The 25873-nt window shown below is 60.4% G+C and carries 17 protein-coding genes; 4 read left to right on the forward strand and 13 right to left on the reverse strand.

Annotated elements, in window-relative coordinates:
* Positions 1–31: 31 nt before the first annotated feature.
* The 5 genes from JUI81_RS17840 to JUI81_RS17860 all read right to left on the reverse strand — a co-directional run bounded on the left by JUI81_RS17840 (position 32) and on the right by JUI81_RS17860 (position 6950).
* On the reverse strand, positions 32–3049 hold the full coding sequence (locus JUI81_RS17840) for a sarcosine oxidase subunit alpha (protein ID WP_018928797.1): 3018 nt from the start codon (positions 3047–3049) through the stop codon (positions 32–34).
* Entirely contained in the window at positions 3046–3375 is a 330-nt protein-coding gene (locus tag JUI81_RS17845; protein WP_007907563.1) for a sarcosine oxidase subunit delta, read from the reverse strand. Before JUI81_RS17845 ends, JUI81_RS17840 begins: the two co-directional genes overlap by 4 nt.
* A gap of 14 nt (positions 3376–3389) precedes the next feature.
* Positions 3390–4640 (reverse strand): sarcosine oxidase subunit beta, encoded by a 1251-nt coding sequence (locus JUI81_RS17850; RefSeq protein WP_007936415.1) that lies wholly within the window; start codon positions 4638–4640, stop codon positions 3390–3392.
* A 23-nt stretch (positions 4641–4663) separates the two neighbouring features.
* A complete protein-coding gene (glyA, locus tag JUI81_RS17855) occupies positions 4664–5917 on the reverse strand; it encodes a serine hydroxymethyltransferase (RefSeq protein ID WP_019580686.1) in 1254 nt (417 codons plus the stop codon).
* 316 nt (positions 5918–6233) lie between these two features.
* Entirely contained in the window at positions 6234–6950 is a 717-nt protein-coding gene (locus JUI81_RS17860) for a TraX family protein (protein WP_204124758.1), read from the reverse strand.
* 127 nt (positions 6951–7077) lie between these two features.
* Here JUI81_RS17860 and JUI81_RS17865 point away from each other — a divergent pair, with 127 nt between their 5' ends.
* The 3 genes from JUI81_RS17865 to JUI81_RS17875 all read left to right on the forward strand — a co-directional run bounded on the left by JUI81_RS17865 (position 7078) and on the right by JUI81_RS17875 (position 9912).
* A complete protein-coding gene (locus JUI81_RS17865) occupies positions 7078–8118 on the forward strand; it encodes a low specificity L-threonine aldolase (protein ID WP_018928794.1) in 1041 nt (346 codons plus the stop codon).
* Between the two features lie 297 nt (positions 8119–8415).
* A complete protein-coding gene (locus JUI81_RS17870; protein ID WP_019580684.1) occupies positions 8416–9240 on the forward strand; it encodes an NAD(P)-dependent oxidoreductase in 825 nt (274 codons plus the stop codon).
* A 261-nt stretch (positions 9241–9501) separates the two neighbouring features.
* Positions 9502–9912: a hypothetical protein gene (locus JUI81_RS17875; protein ID WP_204124759.1), complete on the forward strand. Its 411-nt coding sequence runs from the start codon at positions 9502–9504 to the stop codon at positions 9910–9912.
* Between the two features lie 93 nt (positions 9913–10005).
* Here the strand turns inward: JUI81_RS17875 and gbcB are convergent, their stop codons facing one another.
* Entirely contained in the window at positions 10006–11106 is a 1101-nt protein-coding gene (gene gbcB, locus JUI81_RS17880; protein WP_204124760.1) for a glycine-betaine demethylase subunit GbcB, read from the reverse strand.
* 282 nt (positions 11107–11388) lie between these two features.
* On the opposite strand from gbcB, the gene gbcA reads away from it, so the two are divergent.
* Positions 11389–12684, forward strand: a complete 1296-nt coding sequence (gbcA, locus tag JUI81_RS17885) for a glycine-betaine demethylase subunit GbcA (RefSeq protein ID WP_018928791.1) — start codon at positions 11389–11391, stop codon at positions 12682–12684.
* Positions 12685–12732: 48 nt separating this feature from the next.
* On the opposite strand, the gene JUI81_RS17890 is transcribed toward gbcA, so the two are convergent.
* The 7 genes from JUI81_RS17890 to dgcB form a co-directional block, all read right to left on the reverse strand.
* A complete protein-coding gene (locus JUI81_RS17890) occupies positions 12733–13977 on the reverse strand; it encodes a metallophosphoesterase (RefSeq protein ID WP_019580680.1) in 1245 nt (414 codons plus the stop codon).
* A 26-nt stretch (positions 13978–14003) separates the two neighbouring features.
* Complete coding sequence (locus JUI81_RS17895) at positions 14004–15872, reverse strand: hypothetical protein (RefSeq protein WP_204124761.1); 1869 nt, start codon at positions 15870–15872, stop codon at positions 14004–14006.
* Positions 15873–16080: 208 nt separating this feature from the next.
* Entirely contained in the window at positions 16081–19533 is a 3453-nt protein-coding gene (locus JUI81_RS17900; RefSeq protein WP_204124762.1) for a GMC family oxidoreductase N-terminal domain-containing protein, read from the reverse strand.
* A 1683-nt stretch (positions 19534–21216) separates the two neighbouring features.
* On the reverse strand, positions 21217–21783 hold the full coding sequence (locus JUI81_RS17905) for a GNAT family N-acetyltransferase (RefSeq protein WP_204124763.1): 567 nt from the start codon (positions 21781–21783) through the stop codon (positions 21217–21219).
* A 101-nt stretch (positions 21784–21884) separates the two neighbouring features.
* Complete coding sequence (locus JUI81_RS17910) at positions 21885–22661, reverse strand: electron transfer flavoprotein subunit beta (RefSeq protein WP_018928786.1); 777 nt, start codon at positions 22659–22661, stop codon at positions 21885–21887.
* A gap of 15 nt (positions 22662–22676) precedes the next feature.
* Positions 22677–23897: an electron transfer flavoprotein subunit alpha/FixB family protein gene (locus JUI81_RS17915; RefSeq protein ID WP_064620846.1), complete on the reverse strand. Its 1221-nt coding sequence runs from the start codon at positions 23895–23897 to the stop codon at positions 22677–22679.
* The gene (gene dgcB / locus JUI81_RS17920) at positions 23897–25846 is read right to left on the reverse strand and encodes a dimethylglycine demethylation protein DgcB (protein ID WP_018928784.1); all 1950 of its coding nucleotides are present in this window, start codon (positions 25844–25846) and stop codon (positions 23897–23899) included. The genes JUI81_RS17915 and dgcB overlap by 1 nt, the downstream gene beginning before the upstream one ends.
* Positions 25847–25873: the final 27 nt, after the last annotated feature.

The raw sequence follows: 25873 nt of genomic DNA on the forward strand, positions 1-25873 counted from the left end.
GCCCCCCGCGCCTGGCGCGGGGGGCGATCGATTACACGTTCTGGCGATCGCCTTTCGGATCGAAGAACACCGAAGAAACGATTTCCGCCTCGATCACGCTGCCGTCGGCCAGCGGTGCGAACACCCGCTCACCCATGCGCTTCAAGCCGCCTTTCACCACGCCCATGGCAAACGAATAGCCCAGGGAGTTGTGCAAGTAACTGGAAGTCACGTGACCCACCATGGTCATCGGAATCGCTTGCTTGGTGTTGAACACCAGTTGCGCACCTTCCGGCAGCCATTTGGTCGGATCGATCGGCTTCAGGCCAACCAGCTGTTTGCGCTGATCACGCACACAGTCTTCGCGGTTCATGCCACGCCAGCCGATCCACGAGAACGGTTTGGTGCGACCGACACACCAGCCCATGTTCAGGTCGTCCGGGGTCATCGAGCTGTCAGTATCCTGACCGACGATGATGAAGCCCTTCTCGGCCCGCAGTACGTGCATGGTTTCAGTGCCATATGGCGTCAGGTTGTACTTCTTGCCAGCATCGACAATTTTTTCCAGCACGCCCATCGCATAGTCGGCCTGCACGTTGACTTCGTACGACAGCTCACCGGTAAACGAAATCCGGAAAATCCGCGCCGGCACGCCACCGACCAGGGCTTCTTTCCAGGTCATGAACGGGAAGGCTTCGTTGCTCAGGTCGGCGTCGGTGACTTCGCTGAGCAGCTTGCGGCTGTTCGGCCCGGACAGGGTCATGGTTGCCCAGTGATCCGTCACGGAAGTGAAGTACACCTTCAGGTCTGGCCATTCGGTCTGGTGGTAGATTTCCAGCCATTGCAGCACGCGCGCAGCGCCGCCGGTGGTGGTGGTCATCACGAAATGGTTGTCGGCCAGGCATGCAGTCACGCCGTCGTCGAACACCATGCCGTCTTCTTTACACATCAGGCCGTAGCGCGCCTTACCCACGTCGAGCTTGGTCCAGGCGTTGGTGTAGATACGGTTGAGGAACTCGCGGGAGTCCGGGCCCTGGATGTCGATCTTGCCCAGGGTCGAAGCGTCCAGCAGGCCGACGCTGTCGCGCACGGCTTTGCATTCGCGTTTTACGGCGGCATGCAGGTCTTCACCGTTTTTCGGGAAGTACCAAGGACGTTTCCACTGACCGACGTCTTCGAACTCGGCGCCATTCTTCACGTGCCAGTGATGCAGCGCGGTGAAGCGAACCGGCTCGAAGATGTGCCCACAGTGACGACCGGCCACGGCGCCGAAAGTCACCGGCGTGTAGTTCGGACGGAACATGGTGGTGCCCATCTGCGGGATGGTCACGTTCAGCGAACGGGCGGCAATGGCCAGGCCGTTGACGTTGCCGAGCTTGCCCTGATCGGTGCCGAAGCCCAGTGCGGTGTAGCGCTTGACGTGCTCGACCGACTCGAAGCCTTCACGGGTCGCCAGTTCGATGGCGGCCGCGGTGACGTCGTTCTGCAGGTCGACGAATTGCTTCGGCGCACGGGCAGTGGCTTTTTCGTGAGGCACCTGGAACAGCGCCAGCGTCGGCTCTTCGAGTCGGCTCAGGGCTTTGGGCAGTACGCCTTCGACCTTGCCGAAACCGGCTTCGCTGGCAGCGCGAGCACCGCCTTCAAAACCATCGGCCAACGAATCGCCGAGGCTGTAGACGCCGTTGATGCCACCGACGCACACGCGTTTCTGCGGTGCTTCGCCCGGTACGAAACCGAGGATGTCTTCACGCCAGATCGGCTTGCCACCCAGGTGCGAAGCCAGGTGAACCACTGGGCTGTAACCGCCGGAACTGGCGACCAGGTCGCAATCAAGCCATTCGCCCGGGCTGGTCACGGTGTGTGCTTTTACATCAATCGCGGCAACGCGAGCAGCGGTCACGTGCTTGCTGCCTCGGGCCTCGATCACGGCGCTGCCGGTCAGGATGCGAATGCCTTTGGCGCGCGCTTCTTCCACCAGCGCACCGCGAGGGTTGCTGCGGGCGTCGGCGATGGCCACCACTTGCAGGCTGGCGTCGAGCCAGTCCAGGGCAACGCGGTAGGCGTGGTCGTTGTTGGTCGACAGCACCAGCTTCTTGCCCGGTGCCACGCCATAGCGACGTACATAAGTCGACACAGCGCCGGCGAGCATGTTGCCCGGCACGTCGTTATTGCCGTAAACCAGTGGACGCTCGTGAGCGCCGGTCGCCAACACCACGCGCTTGGCGCGAACCCGGTGGATGCGCTGACGCACCTGGCCGATCGGGGCGCGGTCGCCGAGGTGATCGGTGAGGCGCTCGTGAATGGTCAGAAAGTTATGGTCGTGGTAACCGTTGACCGTGGCGCGCGGCAACAGCAGCACGTCAGGGGTGTTTTTCAGCTCGGCGATGACGCTGGCAACCCACTCGGTAGCTGGTTTGCCATCGAGGCTTTCGCGGGAGTCGAGCAGGCTGCCGCCGAACTCTTCCTGCTCATCGGCCAGGATCACACGGGCGCCGCTGCGGGCAGCCGCCAGTGCAGCCGCCAGACCCGCAGGGCCAGCGCCGACGATCAGCACGTCGCAGTGCTGGTTCATGTAGTCGTAGGTGTCCGGATCGTTCTCGGTAGGCGAACGGCCAAGACCAGCTGCCTTACGAATGTACTTCTCGTAAGTCATCCAGAACGATTGCGGGTACATGAAGGTTTTGTAGTAGAAGCCCGGTGGCATCAGCTTGCCGCCGACCTTGCCGAGAATCCCCATCATGTCGTTGTTCACGCTTGGCCAGCCGTTGGTGCTGGTGGCGACCAGGCCTTGATACAGCGCTTGTTGCGTGGCGCGTACGTTCGGGATCTGCGTGGCTTCGGTCGCACCGATCTGCAGCACGGCGTTCGGCTCTTCGGCACCGGCGGCGAAGATGCCGCGTGGGCGCGAGTACTTGAAGCTGCGGCCGACGATGTCGACACCGTTGGCCAGCAAGGCTGCGGCCAGGGAGTCGCCTTCAAAGCCTTTGTAGACCTGGCCGTTGAAGGTGAAGCTCAGCACTTTGTTGCGGTCGATGCGTCCGCCGTTGGACAGGCGATTGATCTGGCTCATACCTTCTCTCCCAGAGCCGTGGCGGCCGCTTTCGGGCTGTCGGTCTTGTCGGTGAACTGCGGCTTGGTGCCGATCTTGTAGGTTTCGAGAATCTCGTAGGTCACGGTGTCACGGGTCACGTTGAAATACTGACGGCAACCGGCGACGTGATCCCACAGTTCGTGGTGCAGACCGCGAGGGTTATCGCGGAAGAACATGTAGTCGCCCCACTCCTCGTCGGTGCAGCTGTTCGGATCCAGTGGACGCGGGATGTGCGCCTGGCCGGATGCATGGAATTCCTCTTCGGAGCGCAGTTCGCCACAGTGAGGACAGAAGATATGCAACATAGGGATTTCTCCTGTTAGTGGGCGACTGCTGCAGCGCCGTGTTCGTCGATCAACGCACCGCTATGGAAGCGGTCGATGGAGAAAGGTGCAGCCAATGGGTGCATTTCACCCTTGGCCAGGCTTGCGGCAAACACGTTGCCCGAGCCAGGTGTAGCCTTGAAGCCACCGGTGCCCCAACCGCAGTTGAAGAACATGTTCGGTACCGGAGTCTTCGAGATGATCGGGCACGCATCCGGCGTGGTGTCGACGATGCCGCCCCACTGACGGTTCATGCGTACGCGCGACAGCACCGGGAACATCTCGACGATGGCCTGGATGGTGTGCTCGATCACCGGGTACGAACCACGCTGGCCGTAGCCGTTGTAGCCGTCGATACCGGCGCCGATCACCAGGTCGCCCTTGTCGGACTGGCTGATGTAACCGTGTACGGCGTTGGACATGATCACGCTGTCGATAATCGGCTTGATCGGCTCGGACACCAGCGCTTGCAGCGGGTGCGATTCGATCGGCAGGCGGAAACCGGCGAGTTTGGCCATGTGCCCGGAGTTACCGGCAGTCACCACGCCGACGCGCTTGGCGCCGATGAAGCCCTTGTTGGTTTCAACACCGATGCACACACCGTTTTCCTTACGGAAACCGATCACTTCGGTCTGCTGGATCAGGTCCACGCCCAAGGCGTCGGCGGCACGGGCAAAGCCCCACGCCACGGCATCGTGACGGGCCACGCCGCCGCGACGCTGAACGGTTGCGCCCATCACCGGGTAGCGGGTGTTCTTGGAGCAGTCGAGGTACGGGATCTCGTCTGCCACTTGCTTGGCATCAAGCAGTTCGCCGTCCACGCCGTTGAGGCGGTTGGCGCTGACCCGACGCTCGGAATCACGAATGTCCTGCAGGGTGTGGCACAGGTTGTAGACGCCACGCTGGGAGAACATCACGTTGTAGTTCAGGTCCTGGGACAGGCCTTCCCACAATTTCATCGCGTGTTCGTACAGGTGCGCCGACTCGTCCCACAGGTAGTTGGAACGCACGATGGTGGTGTTGCGCGCGGTGTTACCGCCGCCCAGCCAGCCTTTCTCGACCACGGCCACGTTGGTGATGCCGTGCTCCTTGGCCAGGTAGTAGGCGGTCGCCAGACCATGCCCGCCACCGCCGACGATGACTACGTCGTAGACCTTTTTCGGGGTCGGCGTACGCCACATGCGCTGCCAGTTTTCATGGTGGCTGAGGGAGTGTTTGAAGAGGCCGAAGCCCGAATAGCGTTGCATAGTCATTTACTCCAAAACCGCGCTCAGCGATAAACCGGGAAGTCCGCGCACAGGGCTGCCACATGCTTGGCGACATTGGCCTCGACATCGGCGTCGCCGAGGTTGTCGAGGATGTCGCAGATCCAGCCGGCCAGTTCCGTGCACTGGGCGACCTTGAAGCCGCGAGTGGTCACCGCCGGGGTGCCGATACGCAGGCCGGAGGTCACGAACGGCGACTGTGGATCGTTCGGGACAGCGTTCTTGTTCACGGTGATGTGGGCGCGACCGAGTGCTGCGTCCGCCTCTTTACCGGTGAGGCCCTGACGGATCAGGCTGACCAGGAACAGGTGGTTATCGGTACCGCCGGACACTACATCGTAGCCGCGTTTGATAAATACGCCGGCCATTGCCTTGGCGTTGTCGATCACTTGTTGCTGGTAGGCCTTGAAGCCAGGCTCCAGTGCTTCCTTGAAGCACACTGCTTTACCGGCGATGACGTGCATCAGCGGGCCGCCCTGGGCACCAGGGAACACCGCGGCGTTGAGCTTCTTCTCGATTTCTTCGTTAGCCTTGGCCAGGATCAGGCCACCACGTGGACCGCGCAGGGTCTTGTGGGTGGTGGTGGTCACCACGTCAGCGTATGGCAGCGGGTTCGGGTACAGGCCAGCGGCGACCAGACCGGCAACGTGAGCCATGTCGACGAACAGCAGGGCACCGACCTTGTCAGCGATCTGGCGGAAACGCGGGAAATCGAGGGTCTTGGAGTAGGCCGAGAAACCGGCGACGATCATCTTCGGCTTGCATTCGACGGCCAGACGCTCGACTTCGTCGTAGTCGATCAGGCCGGTTTTGGTGTCGATGCCGTACTGCACAGCGTTGTACAGCTTGCCCGACGACGACACTTTGGCACCGTGGGTCAGGTGACCGCCGTGGGCCAGGCTCATGCCCAGAATGGTGTCGCCAGCTTGCAGCAGGGCCAGGTAAACGGCGCTGTTGGCCGAAGAACCGGAGTGCGGCTGCACGTTGGCGTAATCGGCACCGAACAATTGCTTGGCGCGTTCGATGGCCAGGGCTTCAACCTTGTCGACGTGCTCGCAGCCACCGTAGTAGCGCTTGCCCGGATAGCCTTCGGCGTATTTGTTGGTCAGGCCACTGCCTTGCGCTTCCATCACGCGCTTGCTGGTGTAGTTCTCTGACGCGATCAGCTCGATGTGATCTTCCTGGCGTTGCTCCTCGGCATTCATCGCCGCCAGCAGTGCATCGTCGTAACCCTGGATCTGGTCTTGCTTGCTGAACATCGCGTCTCTCCCAGCGGCATCTATGCGCCATTCGTCTCGGTAAGGCACTGGCGTTACGGCAGTGCCCTTTGGATGCGATGGTATGACCGGCGCAGACAGGTCAAATGCCTATGGACGCCACGCAAAGGTGCGTTTACGACATGGACCGAGAAGGCTGAGCCAGGAAGGCTCTTGTGGCGAGGGGGCTTGCCCCCGTTCGACTGCGCAGCAGTCGCAAAATCAACAAACGGGGTTTGCCTGATAAACCACGCTCTGAGGGTTTAGGGCCGCTTCGCAGCCCAACGGGGGCAAGCCCCCTCGCCACAGGGGACGGGCGTCAGGCGATGAGTTGGCGCAAGGCCAGAAGCGCGAGGAAATGCCCGGGATAGAGCGCGTAGGCCCAGCGGCGCATCGGCGGTGGCTGGATGCCTTGGGCATGTCGCAATAACAGCAGCCCCAACAATGGCGCAATCAGACAAGCGGCAATGCCGAAAATCGCCGCACCGCTGCCGAACCAGGCTGCGGAGTACAGCACCTGCCATTGATTGGCCGCCAGGCACACCAACCCCGGCAACAGGCTGAAATACCAGGGCCGCTGGATCACCAGCAACATCGCCAGCGGCAACAGTACGCCGAAGAAACCGAACATCAGTCGCTGCGGAAACATTGCCGCCAGCACCAAGGCAACGACCGCCAACAGACGCGACTGAACTGGCCCGTGCTGCCAGCCACGGGCCACCAACAACCCCAGGGCCAGCGTGAGCAACACGTTTAAGGTGTCGGGATCGGGGATGTACATCCGGTAGGGAATTTCGCTCAGGGCACTAAACAGCAACAACCAACCGAGGTAGCGCCACTGGCCATCGGTCGTCACTGTATGGACACGCGCCAGGTTCGCCGCCATCGCCAGACAGAACCATGGGAACGCCAATCTGCCCGGCACATACAGCAGATCGAGGGAATAACCGACATATCGCAGGTGATCGAGCACCATGCTCAACAGCGCCAGCCACTTGAGCAGATCCAGTGCACCGTCCCTCTGCGTCATGTGCATAATTGCCCAAGGCGTTTGTATTTTTCTGACAGACTCATCCCGTGTGCTCCCCGGACGATCTTCGGTAAAGTGCACATCATCATTGACCAACGAAGCGCCACAAGCGCCTCGATCACGGAAGCCGGCCATGACCGACAAGAGCCAACAATTCGCCAGCGACAACTATTCCGGTATCTGCCCTGAAGCCTGGGCTGCCATGGAACAGGCCAACCACGGACACCAGCGCGCTTATGGCGACGATGAGTGGACCGCACGCGCCGCGGATCAATTCCGCAAACTGTTCGAAACCGACTGCGAAGTGTTCTTCGCCTTCAACGGCACCGCGGCCAACTCGTTGGCCCTGTCGTCGCTGTGCCAGAGTTACCACAGCGTGATCTGCTCGGAAACCGCCCACGTCGAAACCGACGAATGCGGCGCTCCGGAGTTTTTCTCCAACGGTTCCAAGCTGCTCATCGCCCGCACCGAAAACGGCAAGCTGACGCCGGAATCGATCCGCGAAATTGCCCTCAAGCGCCAGGACATCCACTACCCGAAACCACGCGTCGTGACCCTGACCCAGGCCACTGAAGTCGGCAGCGTGTACACCCCGGAAGAAATCCGCGCCATCAGCGTCACCTGTAAAGAACTGGGCTTGAACCTGCACATGGACGGTGCCCGTTTCTCCAACGCCTGCGCTTATCTGGGTTGCTCGCCAGCCGACCTGACCTGGAAGGCCGGCGTCGACGTACTGTGCTTTGGCGGTACGAAAAACGGCATGGCGGTGGGCGAAGCGATTCTGTTCTTCAACCACAAACTGGCCGAAGACTTCGACTACCGCTGCAAGCAGGCCGGGCAACTGGCGTCGAAGATGCGCTTCCTCTCGGCCCCCTGGGTCGGGATTCTTGAAAACGACGCCTGGCTCAAATACGCCCGCCACGCCAACCACTGCGCGCAGTTGCTGGCCGAACTGGTGAGCGACATTCCTGGCGTCGAACTGATGTTCCCGGTGCAGGCCAACGGTGTGTTCCTGCAACTCTCGGAGCCGGCCATCGCAGCACTGACCGCCAAGGGCTGGCGCTTCTACACCTTCATCGGCAACGGTGGCGCACGGTTCATGTGCTCGTGGGACACCGAAGAAGAACGCGTGCGGGAACTGGCAGCGGATATTCGGCACGTGATGACAGCCTGACACCCCACCAACTTTTGTGGCGAGGGAGCTTGCTCCCGCTCGGCTGCGCAGCAGTCGTAAAACCAGCCAACGCGGTCCACCTGACAGACCGCATGCTCAGGCTTTGGGGCTGCTTCGCAACCCAACGGGAGCAAGCTCCCTCGCCACAGGTTCTGCGCTCGACCTCAGCTATTTGATTGGCAAGAGATCTTATGGCGAGGGGGCTTACCCCCCCTTGCCACAGTCCCGCACGAGTTGGTCTACATTGACTGCGAGCCATTTCGATCCGCTCGGATCACGCCAATCGGGAGCGTCCGCATGTCATTACAAGGCAAAACCCTGTTCATCACCGGCGCCAGTCGCGGGATCGGGCGTGAGATTGCACTGCGGGCCGCGCGGGACGGGGCCAACATCGTGATTGCCGCGAAAAGCGCCGCCCCTCATCCCAAACTGCCTGGCACCATCTTCAGCGTGGCAGCGGAAGTCGAAGCCGCGGGCGGCAAGGCGCTGGCCCTGGAGGTGGATGTGCGCGATGAAGCCATCGTGCGCCAGGCCCTGGCTGACGCCAATGAGCATTTCGGCGGCATCGACGCGCTGGTCAACAATGCAGGAGCGATCAAGCTGACCGGTGTGCAACACATCGAACTCAAGCGCTTCGACCTGATGCACCAGATCAACACTCGCGCCGTACTGCTGTGCAGCCAGGCCGCCCTGCCCTATCTGAAAAAATCCAGCGGCCACATCCTCAACCTGTCACCGCCGCTGAACCTGGCCACCAAATGGTTCGCCCAGTACAGCCCCTACACAGTGACCAAATACGGCATGAGCATGTTGACCCTGGGCATGAGTGAGGAATTTGCCGCCTATGACATCAGCGTCAACTCCCTGTGGCCGCAGACCATGATCGCCACGGCTGCCATCGAATTTCAGCTGGGGTCGCGCGAATCCTTCAAGCATGCCCGCACACCGGCGATCATGGCGGATGCCGCCCACATCATTCTCGACAGCAGCGGTCGCAGCATTACCGGTCGGTTGCTGATTGATGAAGAGATTTTGCGCGAACACGGAACGACTGAGTTTTCCCACTATCGCTACGAACCGGACAGCAACGCTACGTTGATACCGGATCTGTTCGTAGATTGAGTTTTCAACGCCAATTTTAAAACGGCGTAAATCTGTCGATCCAACGGTCGGACTTCTTGCGCCGCTTCACTTAAACAATGTTCTTGTTGAAAGTTCAAAACTCTCAGCGCACAAGAATCACAGCCCTACAGATTTGTCTAGCTGTAAGAACTGATAGCTAGACGACTTATCACGCCCCTATTAAATTCATGCTTACTCAGCGGGCCGATATCCCCCATGGGTCTTTACCTCATAGACGTTTTATATATAAAGGAAAATCAAATGGAACGCCAAGATGAAAAACGCCTCTTGCACAATCTCCCTTCATCCCCAGAGTATCTAGCGGTTAGAGCAGGCGATGTTGCTGTAGTCGACGGCGGCATTGGAGCTAGATCTGTCAGCTACAAGATCTATCAGAAGAAAGACGATAGATACTACATCCATACATTAGCTCTTATAGCGCCGGACAACAATGAAGGCGAGTTATTGTATGCTCCCGACAAAGCAGTAAACCCTGACGGTTATAATGAAATGCTATCGATGACCAAATCCGACACCATTTTCATTAGCGAAAAAGAAACTGCTGACGTGCTACGCAAAAAGTTCACACTTAACATCCACCCAGGCGGCTCAGGAGACCTAACACTCATTGGCATATACATCAAACGCCTCACACAAAAACAACACCAATAATATTAATTAAATCTCCGCACAACACTAATGACCAACAATGTTTTACCGAGTAAAAATGAGTGACCATGCTCAGGTCACTCATTCCCCCGGACTTTAATACTCGATCCGCACGTCACCCTTCGGCACGCTGCAGCAAGACAGGATGAACCCTTCGGCTTCGTCTTCCTCGGTAATCCCGCCGTTGTGTTCCATTTCCACTTCGCCGGCAAGTTTCATTACCTTGCAGGTACCGCAGATACCCATGCCGCAGGCCTTGGGGATCATCAGGCCCAGTTTGGCGGCAGCGGCGTGGACGGTTTCGCCCGGAGCCACGCGGATGCTCTTGTCGGAGGCGGTGAACTCCACCTGGTGCAGGTCGGCGGCGTCGATTGCAGGGGCGTCGGCCGCTTGTTCAGCGTGTTCCTCTGCATCAGCGATTGCCTCTGGCGGCGTGGCGCCGAAGGACTCTTCGTGGTAGCGCTTCATATTGAAGCCGGCGTTCTCCAGCAAGCGCTTGACCGCGTTCATGTAAGGCGTCGGGCCGCAGCAGAACACTTCCCGCTCAAGGAAGTCCGGGACCATCAGCTCGAGCATCTTGTGGTTGAGATAGCCGCGGTATCCGGCCCACGGCTCACCGAAACCGTGTTTCTCGCAGATCAGGTGCAGGCTGAAGTTTTCGATCCGCGACGCCATGTGCTCCAGCTCGCGGTGATAAATGATGTCTTTCGGCGAGCGGGCGCTATGGATGAAGGCCATATCGACATTGCCATTAGTGTCGAAGAACCAGCGCGCCATGGACATCACCGGGGTGATGCCCACGCCGCCGCTGAGGTACAGCACTTTCGGGTTCGGAAAGTCGATGGCGTTGAACAGCCCGACCGGGCCGTGCACCGCCAGTTCGTAGCCTTCATGCAGGGTGTCATGCAACCAGTTCGAGACCTTGCCGCCCGGTACGCGCTTGATCGTCACCGAGAAGCTGTACGGCACCGACGGCGAGCTGGAAATGGTGTACGAACGCATGATCTGCTGGCCTTCGATTTCCAGCTCCAGGGTGACGAATTGCCCCGGTTTGAAGAAGAACATGATCGGCTGGTCGGCCATAAAGCAGAAGGTGCGCACATCCCAGGTTTCCTGGATGACTTTGACGCAACGGACAATGTGTCGACCATTGGCCCAGGTCTGGGTGGTTACCGGGTTCAGGAAGTTGTTGGACATGCTGATCTCCACGGCCGACTACCGGCCTTTATGTTGGCGATTCTGCGTATAGCGCAGCCCCGCCATTTACCTATCTGCGACATTGACATACTTATCGCGACCAGCCCCCAATTACCGGGGGTTGCGCGTCGGGAACAGATTGGGCCATGTCGCCCATGGATAAGGTTCCGGGGAGCGCCGGCCCCACACTCGCCCCATACCAAGACACAACCTTTACACCTTGCGTAGCAAACCTGATCAGCCACTTTCGCGGCCACGCAGATGGCCTTGAGGAAACACATGATGGACGTCACCACTACCCTGAGCCTCGGCGATCCACTGGAACCCGCACGCAAGGCCACCGCGCAGATGCTGCAAGAGCGCGAGCGCACTTTCTCGCTGCCGCAGCCGTTTTACTCTGACGAGCGGCTGTTTGATATCGACATGCAGGAAATCTTCCAGAAAGAGTGGTTGATCGCTGGCATGACCTGCGAGATCCCGACCAAGGGCAACTACCTGACCCTGCAGGTCGGCAAGAACCCGATCATCGTGATTCGCGGCGCCGACGGCGTGGTGCATGCGTTCCACAACGTCTGCCGCCATCGTGGTTCACGCCTGTGCACCAGTGAAAAAGGCAAAGTCGCCAAACTGGTCTGCCACTACCACCAGTGGACGTATGAACTGGACGGTCGCCTGCTGTTCGCCGGCACCGAAATGGGCGCCGACTTCGACATGAAGCAGTACGGCCTCAAACCGGTGAACGTGAAGACCGCCGGCGGTTACATCTTCATCAGCCTGGCAGAAAACCCGCCGGCCATCGATGACTTCCTGTCGACGCTCAGCCATTACATGGAACCGTACGACATGGAGAACACCAAGGTGGCTGTGCAAACCACCTTGATGGAAAAGGCCAACTGGAAACTGGTGCTGGAAAACAACCGCGAGTGCTACCACTGCGGCGGTTCACACCCGGAATTGCTGAAAACCCTGCTGGAATGGGACGACGTCACCGACCCGCGTGCCGACCAGGCCTTCAAGGACCACGTAGCCGCTTCCGCCGCTGCCTGGGAAGCCGAGAAGATCCCTTACGCCCACGCCAGTTTTGGCCTGCGTAACCGTATCGTGCGCATGCCGCTGCTCAAGGGCACCGTATCGATGACCATGGACGGCAAACAGGGCTGCGCCAAACTGATGGGCCGCATCAAGAACCCGGACCTGGGCTCGATGCGCATCCTGCACCTGCCGCACTCGTGGAACCACTGCATGGGCGACCACATCATCGTGTTCACCGTGTGGCCGATCAGCGCCCAGGAAACCATGGTTACCACCAAGTGGATCGTCCACAAGGACGCGGTCGAAGGCGTGGACTATGACGTGGAGCGCATGCGCCAGGTCTGGGATGCGACCAACGACCAGGACCGTCGCCTGGCCGAAGAGAACCAGCGCGGGATCAACTCCACCGCGTACCAGCCAGGGCCTTACTCCAAGACCTATGAGTTCGGCGTGGTGAACTTCGTGGACTGGTACAGCGAGCGGATGCTGAACAACCTGGGGGCCGAGCCTGCGCCTTACCTCAAAGGTGTTCCGGTTCAGGGTTAATCGAAATCGGATCGTTCCCACGCTAGGCATGGGAACGATCCTTCCTCGCTAATTTGAAGACCACCGCACCGAACCATCCTCGCCAATAAACGTCTCTTCGATGTTCTCCCCCACCAGCCGCACCTTCACATAACCGTTCAACACCCGATCCGGGTACGCCTCATCCCGCGCATTTTGTGTTTCCGACCACAGCACCCGCGAATGCCCGTTCAACTCGCTGGCATTGCCGTAGGGAATCGCCCCGTGCCCGGCGCAACGTGCATGCAGCCCACCCTGGGTGGCGTAGCAGATGCCGTTATGCAAATGCCCCCAGTACCAGTAATCCGGCTCGCGCCCCAAGGCATCACACACCGGCTGATACAACGCCGTCTTGTCATGCCCGGTAATGTCAAAGCCCTGGTGATGACTGAGCACCATGATCTTCTTGCGTTGGGGCAAGTCTTTCATCCAGTCGATCTGCTGCTTGTTCAGCGCACCGTCCATGTACAGGTTAATCGGATCCGAGGCATAAGCCGTGTCGAGCCCGATCACCAGCCAGTCATCGTTGTACAACGCAAAATAACTGGTGCCCTGTTGCGCTGGGAAACGCTTGGCCAGTTCCTTGAAGTAGCCATGGGCGCCGCTGTACATCTCATGGTTGGAGTTGAGGGTGAACGAGCCCTGCTTGCCCATCGGCCAGCCGACCATGTCGACGTCTTCCTGGGAGCGGGTGCCGGCGTAATACACATCCCCCAGATGAATGGTGAAGTCAGCCTGGGCCAGTTGCATCTGATTGGCCACCGCCACCGCCGGGGCATGACTGTCGAACGGCCCGGTGCCCCAGTCGCCGGCAATGGCCAGGGTCACGTCGCTGTCCATGCGCATCAACGCCGGGTTGGTGGCGAACGGTGCGTGATGCCGCAGGTTCTCGATCCACTTGAGCAGCGCTTCGCTCCACAACAGATCCAGCAGCTCCCATTTGCGACAACCGAGCAGGCTGCCGTCCTTGAGCACTTGGGTTTGCAGCTCATCTACCGATTGCGGCAAGGGGCTGGCGTTGCCGATGTGCAGGATCGACAAACCATGGGACAACTCCCACGGCACACTCGGTTGATCGTCCGGCAAGTCGCCGTGCTTGAGCACGTATTGCGCCTGATCGTGCCCCCGCTGCAGCAGCGCGACGATGGCCTGGTACTCCTCCGGTTCAAGCTCGCTGACGAGCTTCTTCCAGGCCATTTCCAGGCGGGTGAACAAGCCGTGCAAACGCAGCTTGACCTTGTCGTACTCGTGTTCCCAATGACTGACCAATGACATGTCGCCTTCCTCCATCCGTAGTGGAATCACAGGGTTTTCATGAACTCGATGAGCGCCCGCTTATCGAGTTCCGACAACTGCGTGCCGTACAGGTGGCCACTGTTGTGGTTGCCCTCCAGGCGTGTGTCGTATTTGAAGTCCGCCGAGGCTTTCATCTGCTCGCCACTGGTGACGAAGCCGACCTTGTCCTTGTCGTAAATGTCGGAGCCGGTGAAGAACACCTGCGGCCGCAGTTCCGCCGGTTGCAGCAAATCCCACAGGGTCGGCACCGAGCCGTTGTGCAAGTACGGCGCGCGCAACCAGATGCCGTCGGTGGGCGTGTTGCTATAGCTCTGGGTCTTGCGGTAGGCACCAAAGTCGAACGGCGGTTTCTTGAAGCCGTGGAAAGCCGTCACCAGCCCCGTGGTAAATGAGTTCAGCCGATGGGGATCGGTGCCCAGTTCATCAATAGTGGTGGTGACCTGACCGGTGTCGGTGCGACCGAAGTCATGGCAACTGGCGCAATTTTTTTCCCAGACCGGCTTGCCCCGGGCGATTTTGGCCTGATCCAGCGCGAACGGCCAGGCCGGTGCTTTGTGGCCCAGCAGCCAATTGGTCACCCGGTTGAAACTGTCCGGCAGCACCGACTCCGGCGTCGCGCCCACTGCCATGGCCGCCGCGTAGTTGCGCTCATGGATGTCGTTGTTATTGCCGTCCCAATGCAGGTACAGCGACTCCCGGGGCTTCTGGTTCCAGACTTGCGGCAAGTCGACGGTGCCGATGGTCGAGTCATCCGGGAAGCCGAACACCACCATTTTCGTCGGGTTGAAGGTGTCGGTGCGCCCCGGCCCTTGCGGTGCGCGCAGCTTCTGCCAGGCATAGGCCTGCTTTTGTTTGATCAGCGCGCTGGTGGCCATCGGGATGATCAGATAACGGTTGTACAACCGTTCGAAAAACCCGAGCTGGAACTTGCTGTTGATCGCAGTCATCACCGCATCAGGCGTAAATTTCGGGTCGCTCGCGCAATCGTAGGCGAACCACTGGAAGGCCTGCAGTTGCAGGGTATTGGCCGGCGCGGAAGCCACCGGGGTAGCAACGTCGCTGGCATTGGCGCGGTAGGAGCCGGTGTGGCACAAGGCGCAATTTGGCTCCACGGTCGGGTAGCCGATCTGCCGCTTGGCCATGCCGATCGGCAGGTCCTTGCCGTTCTCGTAGAGGAAACCGAACACTTCGTAACCGCCGGGCTTCGGCAGTTTCTCCGGGCACATCTGCGGCAACACGGCGAACAGGTAATAGGGAATCCGTGCTTCGATGCCCAGGCCGATGGCGGCGTATTTGTAGTGGTCTTCGTCAGAAGCATATTGCTCGGCCGGCACCACTCGCAGCATCTGGTACCAGGTTTCGTAACCGATAAACCCCAGCGCCAGCACCACGACCAGCGTGGCGACCTTGAAGCTGTGCCGCCGCCAGCGTCGCGCCCACGCTGCGCGCCACTCACGCCAGCCATCGCGAAGCAGGGCGAACGGCCGATTGGCCGGCGCGCTGCCCAGGTACAGCAGAATCCCGAGGATCAGGAACATGCCCAGATCGCCCAGCAGCATCGGCACGAACACCTGAGCCTGGTTGCTGGTGTTGATCAGGTAGATCCAGAACGCCACGGCGACCAACCGCGACAATACGCACAGCCACGAATGCACCACGTATTTGGGGGCATTGAAGCCTGACGGCATGTAAAAAAGGCTGATCCCCACCAGCAACATGCCGGCGTTCTCCAGCCAAGGATCGGAGAGCTGCGGAGGCATCCCGAGCATCGAGGTCAGCAATGCCGGCGCGAACAGCGCCGGAATCGCGAAGACCATGTTCATTGCGATGCCTATCCAGATGAAGCGTTGAAACCAGCGGATGTAACTGTCCATGGCATCCATTTCCTTGTAGTCGCCAATCCCAAGTCAGCACACGGCTATTGTGGCGAGGGAGCTTGCTCGCGCTCGGCTGCGAAGCAGTCGTGAAACATGCAATCGCAATGTTCCTGAATGACCGCATTTGCCGATTTGGGGCCGCTTCGCAGCCCAACGGGGGCAAGCCCCCTCGCTACAACAAGCCCCAAGCCACAGATGAGCAGTGCTAGCCAAGGGCGGTTTTCTCCAGGTGTTGCAGGATGATCGGGTACACATCAACCACCGCGTTCTTGCCGAACATGCAGTCGATATGCCCGTAACCCGGTACCACATGCCGGCTGTAGCGTTCCGGTCCATGGACTTTGCACACGCGCTCATAGGTCTTGAGCGTGCTTTCAGGCAAGTAGCACTGGTTGTCTTCGCCACTGATGAAGCAGATCGGCATGGTCAGCCGGTCGAAGTGCGGCATATAGACATCCTGGCCCTTGAAGTCCACCAGATGGCCTTTGCGCAGGATCAGCGCCAGGTGCTCGAAGGTCTGTATGTTCGACTCGCCGAACAACTCGTGCAGGTTGTCGTGCAGGGTTTCGTTGAGCGTGTCGTGGCGGTACAGCGACGCGTACATGAAGGTGATGCGGTGGCACACCGGGTTGGTGCAGTAGCCTTGAGCCTCGATGCGGGCGTAGATGTTGAGGGCCTTGTCGTAGAGTTTGTTGAACCAGCTCTCCTTGTTGTCGGCATACGCGGTGAGGGATTTGATGCCGATGGCGTCGAGCATCCCCGGCAAATGCAGACCGGCCTTCAGCCCTGTTGCCGTGGCGACCACCGTGTCCGCAGCGATCTGCGAACAGACCACCGAGCGCACGCCCTGCAAGCCGGCCAGCAGCGACATGAAGAAGGTCGTCGCGCCGTAGCAATGCACCACGCACTGCACGTCAGCGGCGAGGGTTGCCTGCTGGATATGCTCGATGGCGGCCTTGAAGTCGTACTGGGCAATCTGGTCGCCGTTCCATTCATGTTTGCTGGCCGGCAGCAGGATGCTGACCCGGAAATCCAGGAGCCAGACGTCGTACTCGTGCTTGCACAGGTATTCCAACAGATTGGTCTGGATAGTGTCGGTGGAGAAAATATTCGAGCCCACACCCAAACCATGCACCAGCATCACCGGCCCCTTGCTGCCGCCCTGATAACGGGTCAGGCGGAGCTGGACGCTGTCTTCGGTCTGGAAGAACTGCACACTCGGCGTCGGTGCATCCAGCGGCCGTTTCTGCCGGGGCGGCGCATCGGGGTTGAAGTAGATGTCGCCCGCGAACACCCCGCCATAGCTCTCCCACAAGATGCCGGCGAAGAACTTGCCGAACCGCGCCAGCCCTTCAATGCGCTCGCGCTCGTTGCGCGCGTTGAGCACCTTCATGGTGGTCATCTGCTTGGCAAAATCGGCCGGCTCGATGTGCATCACCCCCGAGCCGATCACCTCGCCTGTCTTGTCCGGCCCGCGATACAGCGTCACGTAGAGCGTACTGGTGTCGTGCCAGACGTTAAGCACGCCGTTGTCTTCGGGCACGGTCTTGAATGCGCTGAAGTAATAATCGCTGCCGTCCTCGGCGGTCAGCTTCATGTCGTAATTCATGTGCCGCACGCCAACCTGTTCCTGATACTCCTCGAACAGATTGAACACGCCGTTGCTGGCAGTCAGCGGCTCTGGCGACAGGCCCGGCGCATCCAGGGTGCCGACCAGTGTCGCGGCATGTTCCGGCTCCTTGATCATGCGATTGAGGTCGTTGGCGGTGATGGTCAGGGTGAACTCGATCGGCGAGTTATCCGACTTGCCGCGTTTGGCCGCCGCTTCGTAGAGCTTGAGATCGGTGCCCTGGGGCTGGGTGAAATCTTTGGAGAAATAGCCCTTCATGGTTTCGGTGAACTGCACGCCGAGGGTCGGTGCCACCACCGGTTTGCGCGGTGCCGAGGGCAACGTGTAGTCGATGTGCCAACCACGATCGGCCGCCAGCAGCCCCATGTTGCGCTCGCTCACGGCGGAGATGGTCAGCAACGGATTGACCGCCAGTGAGGTCGGGATCACCGCGCCGTCGGCCACGTACAGCCCGGCATAGACATCGGTGCCGCTGACGCCGCTGAACACCTGGCCCTTGTGGTTGACCACGCCTTGCGTCGCATCCTCGCCCATCACACAACCGCCCAATGGGTGCACGGAAACGATGCTGTGTTTGAGCAACTCGGTCCAGATCGGGTTCTCGACCCAGATCCCGCCCAAGGCCTTGGTGCTCTGGTGCAAGCGCTCGTTGCCGATCTTGACGTTTTCCTGCTCGCCAACGCCCGGCCAGTCGATGCGCAACTGATCCTTGCTGTCGAGCACCATGCGGCCCTTGCCATCGTCGTGGCTCATGATCAGGTAGGTTTGCATGTTGTGCAGGGCGCCGTGGTACGGGCCACGCAGGAAACTTTCGGCTTCGCGCTCGGCGTACTTGAGCTTGCCGGTGAAGCTGTCATCGGTGGGTTTGCCGATCAACCCGGCGAATGTGGCCATGCTCGGCACCATGGGCCGGCCGAGTGCGCCGGGAATCGAGCCTTCTTCGATGACCATGCGGCTGCGCCAGTCGCCTTCGGTGCGCATGTCGATGATCGAGGTGATGCACGGGCCGACCGGTTTCATTTCCGAGGCTGGATGGGCACCGAAACCGATGCCGTTGATCGTTTCATCGCAATTGTGGCCGAAACCGAGGATGTCGCCGTTGCCGCTCATGTTTTCACCGAGCTGACTGGACGTCGACAGGCCTTTGTCCCGTGAACGCAGGAGGATCTCGGTGGAGCCCAGGGTGCCGGCCGACACCACGACAATGTCCGCCTTGACGAACAGCGTCGGCGCGGAGAATTTCTCGCGGCCGCTGTCCAGGTATTGGAAGTGCACGATCCAGCCATCGCCGTCGCGCTCCAGATGCCGGACCTCGGCCTGGCAGAAAATCTCTGCGCCGTGGTTGCAGGCATCCGGCAGGTAATTCATCAACGTGGTGTTCTTGGCCTTGTTGTTACAGCCCGAAACGCAGTCGCCGCAGTGGTTGCACGGCAATTGCTCGACGCCGACGTGGTTGAGGTTGTTCGGCAGCTTGTCGAAGGTCACGTTGATCGGCGGCTTGTAGAAGTGTGCGCCTTGCTTGAGGTAATCGGCGGACTTCTGGTTAGCCTCGAGTTTGGGCAAGGTCGGAGCGGTTTTCGGATAGGGATTGGGCTTGAGCATCTCCCGAGCCCGGGCGTAACCGTCCTTGAGCAGCGTGTCGCGATGTTCACGCACCGCCAGCGGCCAACGCGGATCGTCGAATACACCGGGTTCCGGTTCCAGCGCGACGTTGGCGTTGATCAGCGACGTGCCACCCAGACCGCATCCGACCACTACGTTCTGCTGGGCGTTGACGTGCAGGTCGAACAGCCCGGTGCGCGAGCCGATGTGCCCGTCCGGGTCATGCACTTGTAGCTCTTCAGTGGCCGCCAGCATCGTATTGGGGTATTCGCCGGGCTGGATTTCCCGGCCTCGCTCCAGCAGGCACACCCGCTTGCCGGCCCGGGACAGGCGCGACGCCGCGATCCCGCCGCCGTAGCCGGAGCCAATGACGATCACGTCGTAATGTTCCTTGATATCGCTGATGGGCGTGGCGATCCGTGTCATGGGTCATTTCCTCTCGGGCAGATGGGGCAACTCTGCGGTTGCCTGCAATCGATAGACGAACAAACGCCTGGTCACCGGGCACGGTCGGGCCTCAATGGCAGCGGCGTAATGGCATCAGGGGGCCAGGTGCTATAGACGAGCGCGCTGATTGGCGGCGCGACGATGAATCCGCTTGTGCAACAAGGTGGCGGATGTCGGGACACAGGTCGTGCAGGGGCTTTGGTGCAAGCGATGATGTGGCTGGCTATCCATCACGCGTTCTCCCTGAACCAGATGTGGATAAGTGACAGTTGTCCTTATGCGATGAGAGTGAAGACAGGCGACAGATCGAAGTCAAGGAAGTGCCTTAGAACTGTATGAAATCTGATCTATCGCGTTCCGGCCTATACGGGCCGTGGCTTACAGGGTTCAGCGAACAAGTTATCCACATCTCCACCCACAGCAAATGGGGACAACTGTGGGTGACAGGCTAAATCTATTCACAAAAACCGAAGAAAAACCGTGACTTATCCAGAAGCAGGGTTTTAGCCAGACACTGGTTATTTTTTAATCAGAAGCTTGCAGGTCACGTTTTACATAGCGTACAGGGGATGGCGAACACCTTATCCACAGAAGCACCAACAGACTTTGGGGGCAACTTTTCGGGTTCTGTGGAAAACCGCTGAAACCCGCGAGGATTCGGGGTTTACGGGACGATTAGCGGAGGAAAACGCCGAATTGAACAATATTTGATCAACCCACTGAAAGCCGCGATCTGTATGGCCTGTAGCGGACAGCGAACATCTTATCCACAGAAGCGCCAACAGAGATTGGGGGCAAGTGCCAGCCAGTAAGCGACGTTACTCTGTGGAAAAAGCCCGAAAAAACCGTGGGTTAGGCTGATTGTTTTTTGTACGGAGGGCTGCAAGGCTTGATTGGCATGGGGTGTAGCGAGGGGCGAACATGTTATCCACAGAAGCGCTAACAGGGATTGTGGGTAACCCAGATACTTGCCCCGCATCTACGGTATCGGGAGTACATATCCATTTCTGCGGTAACGGCTACTTAGGGTTCCGCCCTTACGGCGGGTCACTTTGGAAAAGCCCCAAAGTAACCAAAGGGCTCTTGCCCCTTTCGTTCGGTGCCTCGCCTAGGCTCGGCATGCCCTCGCTCCGGTCCTGCTCCGTGGGCCCGCCGCCATCGGCCATCCATGGCCGGGGGCGGCTAACCCGGCATCCATGCCGGGTTGCCCACTGCGCAGAACCTCCACTCGGCCTCTCGAGGGGGCGGTGCGTCAAAATCAAAAGCAAGGCGGCCTACCGGCCGGCCTGATCTCACGTGCACACATTTCCCTGTAGGAGCTGTCGAGCGAAGCGAGGCTGCGATCTTTTGATCTTGCTGTGGCTTCTGCTTTGGCTTTGGATCTGCCGCCCCTTTCCCAGAGGCCGAACGCAGGCGTTGCGCAGGGGGCACCGCGGCAAGGATGCCGCGGTAGCCGCCCCCGGCCATGGATGGCCGATGGCGGCGGGCCCCCGGAGCAATGCCGGAGTGAGGGCATGCCGAGCCTAGGCGAGGCACCGAATGGAGGGGCAAAAGCGCTTTGGTTACTTTCGCGCTTTTCGAAAGTGACTCGCTGTAAAAGCGAAACCGCCAGCCGCCGTGACCGCAGAAACGGATATGTACTCCATCAAAAACGGGAGGCCCCTAAGGCCGATGCATGAGATAGGCATCACCCGTCACCCGAATCAACGGATGAGGAACAACCTGACAGGTTTTGACGATCCCAAAACCATGGCGCTCATAAAAACGCCGAGCCCCGGTATTCGCCGCATAGTCGATCAGGCTCAGGCCGTTGAGTTCCAGTTGATCGGCGCGATGCTGAGCGTGCTCCAGAAAGCGCACACCCAGCCCCTTGCTGCGCCAACCTTCATGCAGGGCCAGGCTCGAAATATAAAGGGTATCGGGGACTTCCATGTCGGCGTAAGGCGCCAGGACCGGATCGGTCACGGGAGCTGCCAATGGATCGTGACGCATCACATAGCTGTGCATCATGCCGATGACCTGTCCGTCAGCCTCTGCGACAAGGCAGTTCTGATAGGAGAAATCGACATCTTCACGGGCGTAACGAATGCCCCCCACTTCCAGCAGATCCTGCCCGGGCTCCGCCAGCTGGCTCCAGATGTAATCTGAAGCACCCTCTGACGAAATCTGGAACAAACGGGCAATCTCCCGCGCATCCGTGCGTAATGCCGGACGAAATTCAACTTCCATTGGTGTGACTCCACAGAAAATGAGCAACCGTTTCAGCGCACGCAGGTTGAGGCGTGACAACCGGCCAGGCAGACAGTCTCATGACCGGTTGTTGCCGTCGCTCAACCCTGGCGAACCACGCCTTCTTCAATCAGCAACTTGAGGATGGCTTCAGCGCCCGCCTGCGCGGTCACGCCCTTGAGCACTTGCCCACCGCCGCCACTGGCCTTGGCCGTCGCGGCCTTCATGCGGTCGGCACCGCTCTTGGCCTTGATCACTTTCAGGCGCTTGGGTCGTGGCTTGGCCGGTTGCAGCGTGGCCACTGCCAGCAGTTCATCGTCGACCACTTCAACTTCATCTGCCTGCAATACCCCGCGTCGCGCCGGGCCGTAGGCACTTTGCCGAGGCTTGGGCGCTGCGTTATCCACAGTCGCCAGAAACGGCAGGCGCACTTTCAAGCGACGGCGTTGACCACGCGGCAAGGCCTGCAGAACCAGCGCCGAACCACCGTCGATGGATTCGACTTGCGCCAAACCCACTACCAGCGGCCAGCCGAGGCTTTCGGCCAGCAGGAACGGCAACATGCCCGAGCCTTCACCGGTTTCCGCCTGGCTGCCGGTCAACACCACCTGCGCCCCGGCGTCACGCAAATAGTCGGTCAACGCTGGCAGCGCATCTGCGCCGACCGGTTGTTCCAGCACATGCAACTGTTCCAGGCCCATGCCCAGATAGGCACGCAGCGCCGGTTCCGCAACGTCGCCAGCGTGCAGCACTTGCAGGTTATCCCCAGCCAGCTGCAGACCCAGCTCAACGGCCCGCGCGTCCTGCTCGGCGCGGCGTGGCCGGCCGGAGGTCGGGTGGGCACCGATGGACACCAGGCTGATGATTTTCGTGCTCATAACCCTTTCCTTCCCTTAAGCCGCATCGCGCTTGGCGTCGTTGCGGTAAGCCTCTACCGCATCGATCAAGGCTTGAAGAATCTCGGCGCTCTCGCCGATCACCGACAGGTCGGCCCGTTTGATCATGTCGCAACCCGGATCGAGGTTGATCGCCACCACCTTGTCGCAGGCACCGATGCCTTGCAGGTGCTGGATCGCCCCGGAAATCCCCACCGCCACGTAAACCCGCGCGGTTACCCAGGTGCCGGACGCGCCGACCTGACGGTCGCGCGCCATGAAACCATCGTCCACCGCCACCCGCGACGCACCTTCGGTCGCGCCCAACGCTTCGGCCGTCCTGTGGAAAAGTCCCCAGTCCTTGACACCGTTGCCGCCAGAGAAGATGAACTCGGCTTCGGCCATCGGAATCGCCGCCGGGTCCACCGCCACCGCGCCCAGATCTTCGATCCGCGACAAGCTGCGAGCGACCGTTGTGGATAACTCCACCGGCAACGCTTCGTGACGGGTTTCGCTGACCGGTTCGGCGCATTCGGCAGCCGCCAGAATCAAGCGGGCCACCGGCCGCGCAAGGTCCTGCAAACCGGCACCGGCACGGCCGATGCACTCCTGATCCTTGACCTGCCAGACCCGTGTGGCCGGACGTTCGCCCAGTGCGGCAGCAAAGCGTCGACCCAGTTCGCCGCCACCACTGCGGCTGTCCGGCAGCAGCCAGTGACGCGGGCTGAACTGGTTATCCACAGCCCGCAGGCCCTGGACGCGTTGTTCCGGTGCATAACCGCTGAATTCGTCGCCTTCCAGTACCAGCAAGCGGTCAACGCCCGCCGTGGCGAAGGCGTTTTCCTTGTGCTCACCGAAGACCACCGCCAGTACCGCGCCGTCCTTGCCGGCCAACTGATGGGCCAGGCCGAGCAAATCGCGGTCGTGGCTGCTCAAGCGACCGCCGACCATGTCCGGCACCACGCTGATGTAGAACGCAGGTGCAGCCACTTGATGCAGCGGCAATTGCACTTCAACCGCGGCCGAGCGTTTAGTCGCCCCGCCCTGCTGAGCACCACTGCGGTCAATCCGTTTGATCCCGTTGGGACCGATAAAACCGATCCCGTGGGGATTCTTGCGGATGACGCCGTTAGGCCCCATCCAGCTGTGTTGCACCGGTTGCATGGCCGCGTGCAGCGGGTGCAGACGGTTGCGGGCGATCCATTCAGCGCGAGGGTCGCGGCGGATAATGTCGCTCATCAATGCACCTCCGCAGGTTCACGTTTGGCCGGTGCCGAAGGCTTTCCCGGCGCGGCGTCTTCAAGCAGCGCATCAGCCACCAGTTCGGCGATGTCCTTGATCAATGGCCGTGGCTCGACCACGCCCTCAAGCATCGCGGTGCACTGTGGACAACCCACGGCCACCAGCTCGGCGCCGGTTTCGCGGATGTCTTCCATGCGCATGTCAGGGATCCGTTGCTTGCCCGGAATGTCGGTGATCGGCGCACCGCCACCACCGCCGCAGCAGCGCGAACGGAATCCGGAACGTTGCATTTCCTTGATCTCGATGCCCAGGGCGCGCAGCACTTCACGCGGCGCCTCGTACTCGCCGTTGTAGCGGCCGAGGTAGCACGGGTCGTGATAAGTCACGCTGTTGCCTTTGTGCTGACCGAGGTTCAATGCGCCTTCGCCAATGATCTCCGCCATGTAAGTGCTGTGGTGCTGCACGAGGTAGTTGCCATCGAAGGCGCCGTATTCGTTTTTCAGCACATGGAAGCTGTGCGGGTCGCAGGTGACGATGCGGTTGAAGCGGTATTTGGCCAGGGTCTGGATGTTGCGTTTGGCCAACAACTGGAACGTCGCTTCGTCGCCCAGACGCCGGGCCACGTCACCGCTGTCGCGCTCTTCAAGGCCCAGCACTGCGAAGTCGACCTTGGCCGCTTTCAACACTTTGACGAAGGCACGCAGGGTGCGCTGGTTGCGCATGTCGAAGGCACCGTCGCCAACCCAGAACAGCACGTCGGTGGTTTTCTTTTCGCTGAGCAGGTTCAGGTTCAAATCCGCCGCCCAGTTCATCCGCCCGCCCGGGGCAAAGCCGCCAGGGTTGTCGGTGGCGATCAGGTTTTCCAGGACTTCGGCGCCCTTGTTCGGGGTCGCGCCTTTTTCCAGGGTCAGATGGCGGCGCATGTCGACGATGGCATCGACGTGCTCGATCATCATCGGGCATTCCTCGACGCAGGCGCGGCAGGTGGTGCAGGACCACAGGGTTTCAGCGTCCACCAGACCGTTGACGATCGGTTGATGCGGGTTGCCGGCGTGCTCACCGATCGGCTTGCCTGGGTAAGGGCTGCCGGCAAACTTGGCATCCGTACCACCGGCCAGGCCGACGACCATGTCCTGAATCAGTTTTTTCGGGTTCAGCGGCTGGCCGGCGGCGAACGCCGGGCACGCAGCTTCACATTTACCGCACTGCACGCAGGCGTCGAAGCCGAGCAGTTGGTTCCAGGTGAAATCCTTGGGTTTTTCCACGCCCAGTGGCGCGGTCGGGTCGTTCAGATCCAGCGGCTTCAAGCCAGTGGAACGACCACCGCCAAACCGCTCAGAGCGACGGTGCCACGCCAGGTGCAGGGCACCGGCGAAGGCGTGCTTCATCGGCCCGCCCCAGGTCATGCCGAAGAACAGTTCCGACACGCCCCACAGCACACCGACGCCGAGAATCGCCGCCAGCACCCAGCCACCGAAGTTTTCCGGAAGGATGCCCGCCACCGGCAGGGTCAACAGGAAGAACGACGCCGAGAACGCCAGCAGGCTTTTCGGCAGGCGCATCCACGGACCTTTGGACAACCGGGCCGGCGGGTTGCGGCGGCGCAGGAAGACAAAGATCGCACCGACGAACATCACTGCCGTCATCAACAGCAGTGCATAACCGAGAATGCGGTTATGCAGGCCGAAACCGTGAACCAGAATCGCCAGCACAATGGACGCCACCGCACCACCGGCCGTGGCGACGTGAGTATTGGCGATGTATTTGTCCCGCGCGACGACGTGGTGCAAATCGACCATGTAACGCTTGGGCATGGCGAACAGACCGCCGATCAGGTCGACTTTCGAAGCCCGGCCCTGACGCCACATAGCCACCCGCCGCAACGCGCCCAGGACAGCCAGGCCCAGGGCAGCGAACAACAGAATTGGAAGAAGGGTGTTCAACATGTGGAGCTCCCAAAGACCGCAGGGTCT

Origin of the sequence: Pseudomonas sp. 008 (assembly GCF_016861935.1) — a bacterium.
Classification (GTDB): domain Bacteria; phylum Pseudomonadota; class Gammaproteobacteria; order Pseudomonadales; family Pseudomonadaceae; genus Aquipseudomonas.